This window comes from Mesorhizobium sp. M1169, assembly GCF_040318345.1.
In the GTDB taxonomy this organism is placed as follows: domain Bacteria; phylum Pseudomonadota; class Alphaproteobacteria; order Rhizobiales; family Rhizobiaceae; genus Mesorhizobium.
The window spans coordinates 24,520-38,613 of record NZ_JAMYME010000032.1 but is presented as its reverse complement, the minus strand read 5'-3'; the positions used below and the strand labels follow the sequence as shown (position 1 = coordinate 38,613).

Sequence of the window (14,094 nt, the reverse complement as noted above, 5' to 3'; positions counted from 1 at the left end):
CGTGTCGGATATCATGCTCTTGGATATTCCTGAGCCCAGCATCGCGTTGCTGACGTGGGACTGGCTGGAGAAGCTGAACGTAGTGCCCTCTGATCCAGACGTGCATGTGCATATTCTCACCGGTACTGACGTTGGCGCCTTAGCACTTGGCACCGACATCGCCGGCTACATGGGCCGACCTGAGCGGGAGTTCATGGAGTTTCAGTTTGCTCGATGCGGGCTGAACGACCGTCGGAGGCGTTCCCAAAACCGACCATCGCCGTCAACGATTTATCGTGACAAATACTCCACAGCTATGACTGCTGTCCGTAGCATCGTCCACGAAGGGATATGATCTTGGCCTCCGTAACGTTGTCATCCGTATCTAAATTTTGGGGCTCCTTTGTCGCCGTGGAAAAGATCTCGCTCGCCATGGCCGATGGCGAGTTCATCGTGTTGCTCGGGCCCTCTGGCTGTGGCAAGTCCACCACAATGCGCATGATCGCCGGGCTCGACGACCCGAGCGCTGGCGAGATTCGCATAGACGATCGTGTGGTCAACGATTTGCCCCCGGGTAAACGCGACCTCGCCATGGTGTTCCAGAACTATGGCCTCTATCCGCATATGACCGTGGCGGACAATATTGGTTATCCGCTCAAAGTCGCAGGTGTGAACCGTGAGGAACGCGAGCGCCAGGTACGCGCCGCCGCCGAGCGCGTCGAACTCGGCGGGCTTCTAGAGCGCAAACCCGGTCAACTGTCCGGCGGGCAAAGACAGCGCGTGGCGCTCGGTCGTGCCATCGTACGCACGCCCAAACTGTTTTTGATGGACGAACCTCTGTCCAATCTCGACGCCAAGCTGCGCGTCTATATGCGCGCGGAATTGAAGCACCTGCAGCGCGACCTCGGTACCACTACGATCTATGTGACGCACGACCAGGTCGAAGCGATGACGCTGGCTGACCGTGTCGCCGTGATGGCGAACGGCAAACTACAGCAGGTCGGCACACCCCTCGACATCTACAACACGCCGGCAAACGTCTTTGTTGCCGGCTTCCTCGGCAATCCACCCATGAACCTGCTTCCGATAGCAATTGCCGACGGACGGGTGCAGGACTCCGAGTTGACGCTTGCGGCTCCGGCCGGCGTGAACGGCGCGATCACCGTCGGCCAGCGACCCGAAGATATGCGGCTCAGCGAAACAGACGCGGGTAATATGGCCGGCGAGGTTTATACCACCGAACTATTGGGCGACAGCACGCTGGTTACCGTAAAGGTCGGCAAAAACTTGGTCGCCGTGAAGACCGACAAAAATACCAAGGTGCACATGGGAGAAAACGTCGGCATCCGCTTCGATCCGAAACATCTGCATTTCTTCGACACGACCAGCGGCACGCGGGTCGCGTTCGACGCAAGTAGGTGAGGCTAGTCAATATCTCATGCAGCGTGACACCTACAAAGTTGAATTCACAGTCGAGCCTTGAGGTAAGATAATGAACGCCGAATTGCGTTGGGGGATTCTAGCGACCGGCTGGATTGCTGATCTCTTTGTCCAGGATTTGCAGCTTGCCGGTCATCGTGTCTCGGCTGTCGGCTCTCGAACACAGGCAGGAGCCGACAAGTTCGCCAATCGTTTCAGTATTCCCAACGCGCACGCCAGCTACAAGGACCTTTTGTCGGACCCGGAGGTCGATATTATCTATGTGGCTACACCCCATCCGATGCACGCCGACAACGCGCTTAAGGCGCTGACCGCCGGCAAGCACGTGCTTATCGAAAAGCCATTCACGATCAATGCACGGGAAGCGCGCAATGTCGTTGATTTCGCCTCTGCGAAAAACCTGGTCGTGATGGAGGCGATGTGGACGCGCTTCCTTCCTCATATGGTGCGCATCCGGGAGATCATCGCATCAGGAGTGCTTGGAAAGATCTATTCGGTGATCGCCGATCATACTCGTGACCTTCCTGGCGATCCCAATCATCGGCTCAACGCTCTGGAACTCGGCGGAGGCGCCCTGCTTGATCTCGCCATTTACCCCATTTCGTTCGCCTTTGACGTGCTCGGAGAGCCTGAACACATCGTTTCGATGGCTCGGATTAAGGAGACAGGAGTGGACGCTGAGGTAGCAACTATCTTCCAACACGCCGGCGGGGCTTTGTCTACCACCATCTCCAGTCTCGACAACACCGGACCCAATGTTGCATCGATCCTCGGCACCGAGGGGAGAGTTGAGATTGCATCTACCTGGTATTCGCCAACTTCATTTCGCCACATCGACAAGAATGACAGGGTGATAGAAGAGTATTCGTCGTCGGTAGCAGGACGTGGCATGCAATATGAAGCTGCCGAAATGGAGAGGCTTGTGACGGCTGGAAAATTGTCCGGTGAGATCATGCCTGCTAACGAGACCGTGTCGATAATGCAATCACTTGATACGATCAGGGCGCAAATCGGACTGCGCTATCCGAACGAATAGAGCATTTTAGTTGATTTCGGTCGAGAAGTGCTGGAGCGGATGCCGCGACGACGGCCGCGGACCGCACCTTGGCTTGGGCTGGTAGACCTCCGGCGGCTTTATTACTTGATTACTTGAGCAAGCCCTTGATCCTAAAGTCAGGGTCTATCAGCGAACTGGCCGCAACCACAGTTCCGCGCTCGATGAGCTTCTCGAGAACACTCATGTCCCTCGCGACCGTGTTCCCCTGTCCTATTGCGGCGGCCGCTGAGACCCGGGCATCTTGATCGCACTGAAAGACGATGCGGACCCCACCGGAGGCTGCGCGGTGATGTATATCCCGGGTTAGATCGAACTGCCCTGCGACCTGCAGAGTCAGATCGAACTGATCCGACCAAAACCACGGGACTTTCTGGTACTCTCCACTGGCACCGAGCATGGCTGCTGCGGCATGGGCACCCTGGTCCTGTGCGGCCTTCCAGCTTTCAAGTCGCATACGGGCTCCTCGCCACTCGAAATTGCAGCAGTCGCCTGCGGCGAAGATATTGGGTTCGGAGGTTCGGAATGCGCTGTCGACAACAATCCCGTTATCCACGAGCAGACCGGCCTTTTCGGCGAGCTCGGTATTAGGGATCGCCCCGACGCCAGCGATAACGGCGTCGAACTCCAGTTCAATCCCGTTGGCCAGCACAATGCGGTTCGTTCCAGCCTCGGTGACGACAGTACCAGTCAGAATCTTGACCCCTGCGGTTTCGTGCCGCGCGTGAACGATTTGGGCGATCGCCCCGGGCACGGCGCGTCCGAGAATGCGCGGTGCGGTCTCGATCACCGTAACCTCGGCACCTGCCTGCCGCGCAGTCGCGGCGAGTTCAAGGCCAATGAATCCGCCACCAATGACCCCGATGCGCGCATTGCTGCTGAACTCCAGCATAATGCGCCGCGCCTGCACATCGGTTCGTAGTGTGAGACAGCCTTCAAGGCCAGGAAACAATCTGGCACGGGCTCCCGTCGCAAGGAGCAACTGATCATACGTCAAGAGCGTGCCATCGGCGAGGTGAATCTCCCGCCTCTCAGGCACCAGAGACTCGACCAGCGCACCACGTCGGAGTTCGATCCCTGCTCCGGGATAGGCATCTTCGGCACGAATGGCCTTGGGATTGGCTAGCATCGTCTTGGATAACGGCGGTCGTTCATATGGCAGAGCTTTCTCTGCAGTCAGCAACGTTACCGACCCTTGAAAACCAAGTTCCCGCAACGTGAATGCGGCGCGGACACCGCATTCTCCGGCGCCGACAATAGCTATCTCTGCCATGCGGTCCTTCACTTCAGCTCTTGAGAACGACTTTGTTGTCTGGCGCAAACTGTTCGTTCAATGGAACCAGAGCAGCGCCAATCGCGCGGGCGTTAAACCCGATCGAGCCCACACGGAACTCAGGAATGATGATGCCCTCCAGATCGTAGCCTGCCACTCGTTCCCGGACGCTCACGATGAGACGATCGAGGAGAGGTCGCAAGAGGACGCCGTCAACAACGACACTATCGGCTTCGATGAAGCTCGTGCCAGAGATGGCCGCAAAAGCAAGTGCATCCGCCGCCAGATCGCACCACTCATCGAAACAGGCAAGTGCCGGTTCATCAAGCTTGGCGACGGATCCACCATCTTCACGGAACGTCTTCATTGGCAATTTGTGCTGCGCCGCAAGGACCTCCAACCGATTGAGGGAGGCGGCTTGACTCAACCGCGCGGGCGCTGGACTCCTATTGTGCGATCCAAGTTTAAGAGGGATTGCACCCACCGCGCCCGCGTTGCCGGTGTGGCCGGTAATTAGATTGCCCTCCAAAACAACACTGCCGCCAATCAAGGTGCTGATGTAAAAGTATACGATTGACCGATTCCGGTTCTCTCTCCGGAAATCAATCTCAGCCAAGCAAGCAGCGTCAGCGTCATTGAGCACCACGGCGCTCAAGCCGGAGGTTTCTTCGACCCTGGCGACCATGTCGGCCTCCCGCCAGCGTGGGGATGCACCGCCAGGATCACCGATGACGGCTATGCCAGACTCGATCGCCGTTGGAGCAGCAATACCTACGCCCACGAGTCTGGATTTCTGGACGCGGCTCAAATCATCCTTCAGGCTGTCGAACGCTGTTCCCATCAGGCCCGAGACGACGTCCGCGTCGAGGGCATCGTAGGCAAAGCTTTTCTTAGCAATCACCCGGCGGTCGAACGATAGAGCCAGCAGATCCAAGGAGCGGCGGCCAATCTTGACCCCGATCGAAATCGCTCCATCCGGTGCAATCTCGATCGGAGTAGAAGGCTGACCAATCCGGCCGCGGATTACGTCCTTCTTCCGCAGGTATCCTTCCTTGAGGAGGCGATTTACGATAATCGTGACCGTTTGCGAGGACAAATGTGTAATGCGCGCGATCTCGGCCTTGGAAAGCGCGCCAGCCTCCTGGATCAGACTAAGGATTAAGCGCTCATTGTAGTGTTTGACACCTATCTGGTTGCCGCCACGGTGCGTCGCGTTGCCTACGAATGCGTTGAAGGTGCTGTCGACTGACATTAGATACAGCTCGCGTTTTCAGGGGCGTTAAGATCGGAAACGCCGGTTATCATGGCGCCCTTCTCGTTACTGCTGGCCGGTCTTGACGTCCAGAACGCCCGCGATGCCATCGCGCCAGTGCCCGCCGCGTCTGATATCCCAATTGAGGCTCCCTTTGAGCGCGTGAATGCGGTCGTAGTGCTTCGTCTTCCACCCGTCAGCTTGCCGTAGGATCGACGGCCGAAATCTGGCATGATTTTTTTTGTAAATCAACCGGATTTAGTTATTGACCATTTGTTGGAATATTGGCATGTTGTAGGCCGATCGGGCCTTTCGGGGCGAGATCGAAAGGAGCATCCGATGGACGATCTTAAGTTTGGAACGCGCAGCAAGCGCGGCGATTGGGCTCCCAACGAGCTGTTGGAGCCGGCGCCAATATGGCTCTTCCCTCCCAATCCAAAGAAGCTTCTGAAGTGGCTTCCATCTTACTTCTTTCCGTACAACCTGCTGTTCATGGTCTCGGCACTCGCCTACTGGCAGCTGGTTGTCCCTGACGCCGCAGTCCTGCAGAACTTTGCATGGGGTTGGTCGCTGAAAATGCTGGCGGTGAACCTCATCCTGGCCTTTCTCTGGTACCAAAGCTGGGAGTTGCCGCTTTACGTTCGCCGTCGGCAGGGGAACCGATTTAAGTACAACCACAAGTTCCCGGCGGATCAGCAATCAAATGTATTTTGGTTCAATAAGCAGACCCTCGACAATATGCTGCGGTCGCTGCTGATCGGTGTACCGATATGGACGTGCCTGCAGGTCTTGATGCTGTGGAGTTCCGCGAATGGATACATACCCTGGCTCAACTTCGCCGAGCACCCTGTGTGGCTCGGGGTCGTGGCTGTCGTGGTGCCAATAATTCACGACTTCCACTTCTATTGCATCCACCGGCTGATCCACGTCCCAGTGCTCTACAAATACGTCCATTCGGTGCACCACAACTCCATAAATCCCAGCCCGTGGTCATCGCTATCGATGCATCCCATTGAGCACTTGCTCTATTTCGGGGTGGTTTTCTGGCACTTCGTTATCCCCTCAAACCCCGTCATTGCACTCTACCAGCTACACTTCGCGGGTTTCGGCGCCGTGCCTGGGCACATCGGTTTCGACACGGTTGAGACCAGCGATGAGCAGGGGTTCGATACCCACGCCTATATGCACTACCTCCACCATAAGTATTTCGAGGTGAATTACGGAGGCGAGGGGCTCGTCCCCGTGGACCGGATGTTCGGCACCTATCACGACGGGTCGAAGGAATCTGACGAACGGATGAAGGCGCGTTTCCGCGCCAAGAAAGAGCGCCTCAAGGACAAATCGGCCTGAACCCGCTCGAACCCTGTTGCCTCAAAATCTAGCGAGAGTGACGATGCCTTGGATTGACGTTTGTGGAGCCGACGACCTGGAAGAGGAAGGCGGCCTACGGTTCGACCATGCAGGTAAGACGTTCGCAATCTTCCGGAATCATCAGGACCAGTATTACTGCACGGACGGGCTTTGTACCCACGAGAATATCCACCTCGCCGACGGGTTGGTGATGGAGAATACGGTGGAATGCCCCAAGCATGCCTCGGTCTTCGACTTCACAACCGGCGAGGTCGAGACGCCTCCCGCCTGCGATAACCTGCGCACCTACGCCGTTAAGGTCGAAGGCGGCCGCGTGATAATCGATGTCTGAGGAGACTATCCGTTGACCGACATCAACGCGAAAGCCGTAATCGCGGAAGTCACGGCTCTTCCGGAGACGGTTGAAAAGGTCCGCGGCTTGCTATGCGACTACGGGCGCATTGTTCGGCAAGAACCTGGGAACCGAGCGTTTGCCTGCCGCCAAGTCGACGGTCGACCAGACAAGTTTGTCGTCTACGAGGTCTACGCGGACCAGGCGGCCTTCGAGACGCACCTTTCCGCACCCGAGAACGCTCGATTGAACGCCAAGCTTGGGACCCTCGTTCAGGGTGCCGGTTCAGTCCTGACCTTCCTGATACCCGTTGAGTAAGCGAGACTCATTAAAGGGAGTCGCATTTCGCGGAGACCCACGATCATGTACCACAACAGACCTCACGTCGAAGACATACGCGCGAAGAAGCGACGGGGCGAAAAGCTTTCGATGCTCTATGTCACCAGCACGGAGGAAGCCGCCGCCGCCGCCGCTGCGGGGATCGATCTCCTGTCAATCGAGGCAAAGGACTTCACCCCCGAAATGCGTGAGGCGGCGGGGGCGTGCTTCGTGCAGATCGGCCTGACGCCGCCAACGAAAGGAACCGTGGACGGAAAGCTGCTGGTCAGCGCCGAGCAATTCCTGGAGGCGGCTTACCGCTACACAGCGATTGGGGGCGATTGTTTCTATTGTGCCGCTTCTTTCGATATCCAGAGGACAATGTGCGAAAATCACATTCCGATTGTCGCTCATGTGGGCCTTATTCCATCTTACGTTACCTGGACCGGCTGGCGCGCTGTCGGAAAGACCGCATCAGAGGCGCTGACGATGTGGAAGCGACTAAAACGGCTCGAGGAAATCGGTTGTTTCGCTGTTGAGCTTGAGGTCGTTCCCGGCCGGATAGCCGAGTTCTTCGCCAAAAACACATCGATGATCTACTTCAGCCTCGGTTCGGGCTCAGGTGGCGATGTCCAGTACCTGTTCGCAGAGGACGTGCTCGGCTACGGCCGGAACCGCCTTCCGCGCCACGCCAAGGCGTATCGCAACTTCAAGGCCGAGTTCGACCGACTGAATAGTGAACGCGTCGCGGCATTCCGGGAATTCCGGGCTGACATCTATTCCGGTGCCTATCCCGGACCCGAACACACTGCGGCGATCCCGGAGGCTGAATTTGAAACCTTTCTTAGTCACTTGGGATCTCGATAGTGAGACTTGCTCCGTCTCAATATCAGTATCCACTTTTTCGATCTATTCTCAGTTGAGATAGACTAATTGTCCCTCGGTCCGCAGGGATTTCCATCGCAGCCGCGCTGGTCGTACCGGCACGGCGTCCAGCATTCTTCGACGCCCGCGAGACCGAAAGGCAAAATCATGACCGTTGGCATTCAACCCAGCAAGCTCATCGACGGAAAAGCAGTCGCAAACACCCTTACCACGCAGATTGCCGCCGATGTAGCTGCGCTGAGATCGGCAACCGGAAAAGTGCCGGGCTTGGCAGTGATCTTAGTGGGAGAAGACCCAGCGAGTGCTGTCTATGTCGCATACAAACACCGTCAGACGCTTGCGGTGGGTATGGCGTCCTTTGAACACAAACTTCCAGCCGACACCAATCAGGACGACCTGTTGTCAATCGTTAATGAATTGAATCAGGACCCTTCTGTGCATGGCATTTTGGTACAGCTACCATTGCCGTCTCAGATTGATCCGAACATGGTTCTCAACGCGATTGATCCGACCAAAGACGTCGACGGGTTTCATGTCCAGAATGCCGGCAGGCTGGCGACCGGCCAAGAAGGGTTCGTTCCGTGCACTCCTCGCGGCTGCCTATTGCTCCTGAAGCATCGTCTCGGCGATTTAGCTGGTCTCCACGCGATCATAGTTGGACGAAGCAATATCGTCGGCAAACCAATGGCCCAACTGTTGCTGGCTGAGAATTGCACTGTAACAGTCGCTCATTCGCGGACCCGCGAACTTCCGGCTCTCTGCAGGATGGCCGACATTCTAGTCGCCGCGGTCGGACGCGCAGAAATGATCCGAGGTGATTGGATCAAGCCAGGCGCGGTTGTCGTCGACATAGGTATCAATCGGGTGACCCAAGGCGGAAAGCCGCGCCTTGTTGGCGATGTCGCATTTGCAGAGGCTGCTCACGTTCAAGCGATTACACCTGTCCCAGGCGGCGTGGGTCCGATGACAATCGCGTGTTTGCTCGCGAATACCCTTTCCGCATTCCGTCACACCTTGGCGGCGCGAAACAACTGAGGAACGAACAATGTCGAAATTTGCACTTCGCGTGAAATGTCGTTCCACCAGGGGCATAGTGGCTGCGATCTCCAGCTTTCTCGCTGATCAAACTTGCAACATCACGGACAGTGCGCAGTTTGACGATGTTGATACTGGCAACTTCTTTATGAGAGTGAGCTTCCGGTCTGAAGGTGGGCGAAACCTGGACGAGCTCCGCGTCGGCTTCGATCCAATCGCATCGCGCTTCGCGATGGATTCAGAATTCTTTGACGAGGCCGTGAAGCGAAGAGTTATCGTCATGGTCTCTCGCTTCGGCCACTGCCTCAACGATCTCCTCTACCGTTGGCGCATTGGCGCTCTCCCGATCGATATCGTGGCGGTGATCTCCAATCACATGGAATATCAAAAGGTCGTGGTGAATCACGACATTCCGTTTCACTGCATCATGGTAACGAAGGAAAATAAAGCCGAAGCGGAAGCCCAGCAGATGCTTGTAGTGACCGAGACCAAGGCCGAGCTGATCGTTCTAGCTCGCTACATGCAGGTTCTCTCGGATGAAATATGTCGGAAGATGTCCGGCCGCATTATCAACATCCACCATTCGTTTCTTCCTTCGTTCAAGGGCGCCAATCCCTACAAGCAAGCGTATGAACGCGGAGTGAAATTGATCGGCGCGACCTCTCATTACGTCACTGCCGATCTAGATGAGGGGCCGATCATTGAGCAAGACATCATTCGGGTGACACATGCGCAGTCCAATGAGGATTACGTCAGCTTGGGTCGTGACGTTGAAGCACAGGCCTTGGCACGGGCGATACACGCCCACATCCATGGCCGAGTTTTCCTAAACGGGAACAAGACGGTTGTATTTCCACCATCACCCGGTTCGTTCGCCTCAGAACGAATGGGGTAGCGATAGAAAGGTTCTGTCGCAAACTTTTCGGAAAGGTCATTTGCAGCTTCCGGCCTGCTCGGCGAATTCCGCCGCAATCATGGCTGGGACGAATGGGCACACGACCCCCGCTACACCAACGAGCACTGGCGGATGGAGAGCGTCTTCCTGCGCGCGAGGGATATGGCCATCGCTGAGGCGGCCGGAAACGCGTGAATGGAAATTGTGCCTCAGCTGACATTCCTATGACCTGAGCGTTTATCCGGGACCTCATTTCCATGATACAGAAACGGCAGTTGCGGCTCGGAGCGTAAGACGGCAGAGCTTGCCGCCACTACTCCGCAGCCTCGGCATAGTGCGCTGGCACATAGTTGAGAATGGGTCCGAGCCAGCGCTCCACTTCCGCGAGCGGCATGTCCTTGCGGCGTGCATAGTCCTCAACCTGGTCGCGTTCGACCTTGGCGACGCCGAAATAATAGCTTTCGGTATGCGACAGATAGATCCCCGACACAGACGAGCCGGGCCACATCGCATAGCTTTCGGTCAGGCTCACCCCGGCATTGCGCTCGCTGTCGAGCAGCCGGAACAGTGTGGCCTTCTCGGTGTGGTCGGGCTGGGCGGGATAACCGGGCGCCGGGCGGATGCCGCGATAGGGCTCGCCGATCAGCTCGTCCGGCGCCAGCTTTTCGTCGACCGCATAGCCCCAGAACTCCTTGCGCACCTTCTCGTGCATGCGCTCGGCGAAGGCCTCAGCGACGCGGTCGGCCAGCGCCTTGACCATGATCGACGAATAGTCGTCATTGGCCCTCTCAAATCGTTCGGCGATCGCCACCTCCTCGATGCCGGCCGTGACGATGAAGCCGCCGATGTAGTCGGGCTTGCCGCTGTCCACCGGCGCGACGAAATCCGACAATGCGACATTGGCCTTGCCGTCGCGCTTGGTCAGTTGTTGGCGCAGCGTGAAGAAGGTCGCCAGCTCCTGCGATCGCCCCTCATCCGTGAACAGCCTGATATCGTCGCCGGTGGCATTGGCCGGCCAGAAGCCGATGACGCCGCGTGGCGCAAACCATTTTTCGGCGATGATCTGCTTCAGCATCGCCTGCGCATCCTCGAACAGCTGGCGCGCGGCGGGTCCTTGCGCTTCGTCTTCGAGGATCTTGGGATAGCGCCCTTTCAGCTCCCAGGTCTGGAAGAACGGCGTCCAGTCGATGTAGCGCGCGAGTTCCGTGAGATCCCAGTTCTCGAAGACCTTCACACCTGTGAAGGACGGCTTCGGCGGCTCATATTCAGACCAATCGATCCGATGCGCATTGGCCCTCGCCTTGGCCAGCGGCAGCCGCTGCTTGTCGGCTTCGGACCGGGCATGCGCGTCGGCGACTTTCTTGTATTCGGCGCGCAACGTGTCGACATACTTCGCCTTGCTGTCATTCGACAGCAAGGACGACACCACGCCGACCGCCCGGCTGGCGTCGGTGACGTAGACGGTCTGGCCTTTCGCATAGCGCGGGTGGATCTTGACCGCCGTGTGCACGCGGCTGGTCGTCGCGCCGCCGATCAAAAGCGGAATGTCAAAGCCTTCGCGCTCCATCTCGGCGGCCATGTGCGCCATCTCGTCGAGCGAGGGCGTGATCAGGCCGGACAGGCCGATGATGTCGACATTTTGCTCTCGCGCCGTCTGCAGGATTTTTGCCGCCGGCACCATGACGCCGAGATCGATGATCTCGTAATTGTTGCAGGCCAGCACGACGCCGACGATGTTCTTGCCGATGTCGTGGACATCGCCCTTCACCGTCGCCATCAGGATCTTGCCCGCCGTCTGGCGTTCGCCATTGTCGATGCCATTGGCGGTATTGGCCAGCTTCTCGGCCTCCATATGCGGCAGCAAGCCGGCCACCGCCTGTTTCATCACCCGCGCCGATTTCACCACTTGCGGTAGGAACATCTTGCCGGCGCCGAACAAGTCGCCGACGACGTTCATGCCGGCCATCAGCGGGCCTTCGATGACATGCAGCGGGCGCTCGGCGGCCAGCCGCGCTTCCTCGGTGTCGGCATCGATGAATTCGGTGATGCCGTTGACCAGCGCATGGCTGATCCGCTGCGCAACTGGCAATTCGCGCCAGGCGAGGTCGCGCTCCTTGGCTTCCTGGCCCGCCGTGCCCTTGAAGCGTTCGGCGATCTCCAGCATGCGTTCGGTGGCGGTGCCGCCGCCTTTCGGTTGACGGTTGTTGACGACATCCTCGCAGGCTTCGCGCAGGTCGGGATCGATGGATTCGTAGACGGCAAGCTGTCCGGCGTTGACGATGCCCATGTCCATGCCCGCCTGGATAGCATGGTAAAGCAACACCGCATGCATGGCCTCGCGCACCGGCTCGTTGCCCCTGAACGAGAAGGACAGGTTCGACACGCCGCCTGAGATATGGACATGCGGCAGCGTCCCGGTGATCTCTCCCGTCGCCTCGATGAAGTCGATGCCGTAATTGTCGTGCTCCTCGATGCCGGTGGCAATGGCGAAGACATTGGGGTCGAAGACGATATCCTCGGGCGGGAAGCCGGCCTGTTCGGTCAAAAGCTTGTAGGCGCGGGTGCAGATTTCGACCTTGCGCGCTTTGGTGTCGGCCTGGCCGTCCTCGTCGAAGGCCATGACGACCACCGCCGCGCCATAGGCGCGCACGAGTCTGGCATGATGCAGGAATGCCGCCTCGCCTTCCTTCATAGAGATGGAGTTGACCAGCGGCTTGCCCTGCACGCATTTCAGGCCGGCTTCGATGATCTCCCATTTGGAACTGTCGACCATGACAGGAACACGGGCGATGTCCGGCTCGGCGGCGATCAGGTTGAGGTACTCCACCATCGCCCTCTTCGAATCGATCAGTCCCTCGTCCATGTTGATGTCGATGATCTGCGCGCCATTGGCGACTTGGTCGCGCGCCACGTCGAGCGCGGCGACATAGTCGCCCGCCGTGATCAGCTTGCGGAACTTGGCTGAGCCGGTGACATTGGTGCGCTCGCCGACATTGACGAAGGGAATCTCATCCGTCAGCGTGAACGGTTCCAACCCGGACAGGCGCATCTTGCGCACGATGTCGGGAATGGTGCGCGGCGGATATTTCCGCACCGCCTCTGCGATGGCGCGGATGTGCTCAGGCGTCGAACCGCAGCAGCCGCCAACGATATTGACCAGCCCCTCGCGGGCGAAATCCTCGATCTGCGCGGCCATGAATTCCGGGCTCTCGTCATAACGGCCGAATTCATTGGGCAGGCCGGCATTTGGATAGGCGCAGACAAAAGTGTTGGCGACGCCTGATATCTCGGCCAGATGCTCGCGCATGGCATTGGCGCCGAGCGCGCAGTTGAGGCCGATGGTGAAGGGGCTGGCATGGCGCACCGAATGCCAGAAGGCGGTCGGCGTCTGGCCGGACAGCGTGCGGCCGGACAGATCGGTGATGGTGCCGGAAATCATCACCGGCAGGCGCACGCCCTTCTCATTGAAGACCTCTTCTGCTGCGAAGATTGCCGCCTTGGCGTTCAGCGTGTCGAAGATCGTCTCGATCAGGATGATGTCGACGCCGCCATCGATCAGGCCGCGCAGCTGCTCGCCATAGGCGAGGCGCAATTCGTCGAAGGTCACGGCGCGATAGCCGGGATTGTTGACGTCGGGCGACATCGAGGCGGTGCGGTTGGTCGGCCCCAGCGCGCCGGCGACGAAACGGCGCTTGCCATCCTGCTGCTCGGCACGAACAGCGGCGCGCCGCACCAGCCGCGCGCCATCGCGATTCAGCGCATAGACGGCATCCTCCATGCCGTAATCGGCCTGGGTGATCGACGTCGAGGAGAAGGTGTTGGTTTCGAGGATATCCGCGCCTGCGATGGCGTATTGATAGTGGATCTCCTCGATTGCCTTCGGCTGCGTCAGGATCAGAAGATCGTTGTTGCCTTGCTGATGGCAGGCGCAGCCGGCGAAGGCCTCACCACGGAAATGATCTTCATCGAAACCCAGCCCCTGGATCTGCGTGCCCATGGCGCCGTCGAGGATGAGGATGCGCTCACGCGCCGCTGCCGTCAGCGCCGCAAGCACTTCCGACTCGTCGGGCTTTGCCGCGACGGAGCCGAACAATGCGTCCAGCGATGCAGAATTCTGCGACATTTTCATCCTCAAGACGACAGTAGTGTCCATTCACATAAAGACATCTTTATGTCAACATACGCGCTCCAGCCTGGGTGTCGCGCACCGGAGAGAAAGTTTTGTGTCAAAATCGGTCCAAAAGCAGATGAGATGGATGAG

General features: G+C 58.3%; 12 protein-coding genes. 9 read left to right on the top strand and 3 right to left on the bottom strand.

Going from position 1 to position 14,094, the window contains the following annotated elements; translation table 11 throughout:
* Position 1 precedes the first annotated feature (1 nt).
* The 3 genes from NKH41_RS25115 to NKH41_RS25105 all read left to right on the top strand — a co-directional run bounded on the left by NKH41_RS25115 (position 2) and on the right by NKH41_RS25105 (position 2,455).
* On the top strand, positions 2-334 hold the full coding sequence (locus tag NKH41_RS25115) for a Clp protease/crotonase-like domain-containing protein (RefSeq protein WP_031194746.1): 333 nt from the start codon (positions 2-4) through the stop codon (positions 332-334).
* A 2-nt stretch (positions 335-336) separates the two neighbouring features.
* Positions 337-1,401, top strand: a complete 1,065-nt coding sequence (locus tag NKH41_RS25110; RefSeq protein ID WP_031194744.1) for an ABC transporter ATP-binding protein — start codon at positions 337-339, stop codon at positions 1,399-1,401.
* A 70-nt stretch (positions 1,402-1,471) separates the two neighbouring features.
* A complete protein-coding gene (locus NKH41_RS25105; protein ID WP_023721602.1) occupies positions 1,472-2,455 on the top strand; it encodes a Gfo/Idh/MocA family protein in 984 nt (327 codons plus the stop codon).
* A 109-nt stretch (positions 2,456-2,564) separates the two neighbouring features.
* On the opposite strand, the gene NKH41_RS25100 is transcribed toward NKH41_RS25105, so the two are convergent.
* Positions 2,565-3,746: an NAD(P)/FAD-dependent oxidoreductase gene (locus tag NKH41_RS25100; protein WP_352466337.1), complete on the bottom strand. Its 1,182-nt coding sequence runs from the start codon at positions 3,744-3,746 to the stop codon at positions 2,565-2,567.
* Between the two features lie 13 nt (positions 3,747-3,759).
* Positions 3,760-4,998 (bottom strand): ROK family transcriptional regulator, encoded by a 1,239-nt coding sequence (locus NKH41_RS25095; RefSeq protein WP_023721600.1) that lies wholly within the window; start codon positions 4,996-4,998, stop codon positions 3,760-3,762.
* 339 nt (positions 4,999-5,337) lie between these two features.
* On the opposite strand from NKH41_RS25095, the gene NKH41_RS25090 reads away from it, so the two are divergent.
* The 6 genes from NKH41_RS25090 (at position 5,338) to purU (ending at position 9,833) form a co-directional block, all read left to right on the top strand.
* Positions 5,338-6,348, top strand: a complete 1,011-nt coding sequence (locus tag NKH41_RS25090; RefSeq protein ID WP_023721598.1) for a sterol desaturase family protein — start codon at positions 5,338-5,340, stop codon at positions 6,346-6,348.
* Between the two features lie 37 nt (positions 6,349-6,385).
* Positions 6,386-6,700, top strand: coding sequence for a MocE family 2Fe-2S type ferredoxin (locus NKH41_RS25085; protein ID WP_036245547.1), 315 nt, complete (start codon positions 6,386-6,388; stop codon positions 6,698-6,700).
* A 12-nt stretch (positions 6,701-6,712) separates the two neighbouring features.
* On the top strand, positions 6,713-7,018 hold the full coding sequence (locus NKH41_RS25080) for a putative quinol monooxygenase (protein WP_023721596.1): 306 nt from the start codon (positions 6,713-6,715) through the stop codon (positions 7,016-7,018).
* A 45-nt stretch (positions 7,019-7,063) separates the two neighbouring features.
* Positions 7,064-7,885 carry a 3-methyl-2-oxobutanoate hydroxymethyltransferase gene (locus NKH41_RS25075; RefSeq protein WP_023721595.1) on the top strand — a complete coding sequence of 274 codons (822 nt, stop codon included), beginning with the start codon at positions 7,064-7,066 and terminating at the stop codon, positions 7,883-7,885.
* A gap of 165 nt (positions 7,886-8,050) precedes the next feature.
* Positions 8,051-8,938 (top strand): bifunctional methylenetetrahydrofolate dehydrogenase/methenyltetrahydrofolate cyclohydrolase FolD, encoded by an 888-nt coding sequence (folD, locus tag NKH41_RS25070; protein ID WP_023721594.1) that lies wholly within the window; start codon positions 8,051-8,053, stop codon positions 8,936-8,938.
* 10 nt (positions 8,939-8,948) lie between these two features.
* The gene (purU, locus tag NKH41_RS25065) at positions 8,949-9,833 is read left to right on the top strand and encodes a formyltetrahydrofolate deformylase (RefSeq protein ID WP_031194740.1); all 885 of its coding nucleotides are present in this window, start codon (positions 8,949-8,951) and stop codon (positions 9,831-9,833) included.
* A gap of 313 nt (positions 9,834-10,146) precedes the next feature.
* On the opposite strand, the gene metH is transcribed toward purU, so the two are convergent.
* Positions 10,147-13,956, bottom strand: coding sequence for a methionine synthase (gene metH, locus NKH41_RS25060; protein ID WP_352466336.1), 3,810 nt, complete (start codon positions 13,954-13,956; stop codon positions 10,147-10,149).
* Between the last annotated feature and the right edge of the window lie 138 nt (positions 13,957-14,094).